Source organism: Nocardioides humilatus, from assembly GCF_008373755.1.
Taxonomy (GTDB): Bacteria; Actinomycetota; Actinomycetes; order Propionibacteriales; family Nocardioidaceae; genus Nocardioides; species Nocardioides humilatus.
Map to the genome: position 1 here is coordinate 1 of NZ_VUJV01000074.1, position 403 is coordinate 403.

The 403-nt window shown below is 51.1% G+C and carries 1 protein-coding gene; it reads right to left on the reverse strand.

Features of this window, described 5'->3' with window-relative positions; translation table 11 throughout:
- Positions 1 to 57: 57 nt before the first annotated feature.
- Entirely contained in the window at positions 58 to 387 is a 330-nt protein-coding gene (locus F0U44_RS24040) for a 60S acidic ribosomal protein P2 (RefSeq protein ID WP_188113638.1), read from the reverse strand.
- Between the last annotated feature and the right edge of the window lie 16 nt (positions 388 to 403).

Below are 403 nucleotides of genomic sequence, written 5' to 3' on the forward strand. Positions count from 1 at the left end.
TGTTACTCTTAAAACATAAACTGGAATAGCGACCAGCGCCGCGTACTTTTGTAAAGTTTAGTCAAAGAGACCGAAGCCCATGTCATCGTCAGATTCAGAGTCTTCTTTCTTCTCCTCTTTCTTGTCCTCTTTCTTCTCCTCAGCAGCAGCAGCAGCTGGGGCAGCTGCAGCAGCCGCTGCAGGTGCTCCGCCTCCTACTGGCATTGACGACAGCTTCTCACGTCCGGCCGCAATAAGTTGTTCAACATCCTTGCCGTTGAGCTCAGTGATTACTTTCTTAAGCTTCTCAGCGTCAGCTTCGATACCGACGGAGCTGAGGATCTTCTCAACGTCAGCGGCAGCTGGCGTAGTCTTGCCACCCAGCACAGCCAGTAAATACGCGGCCACGTAACGCATTTTTTAA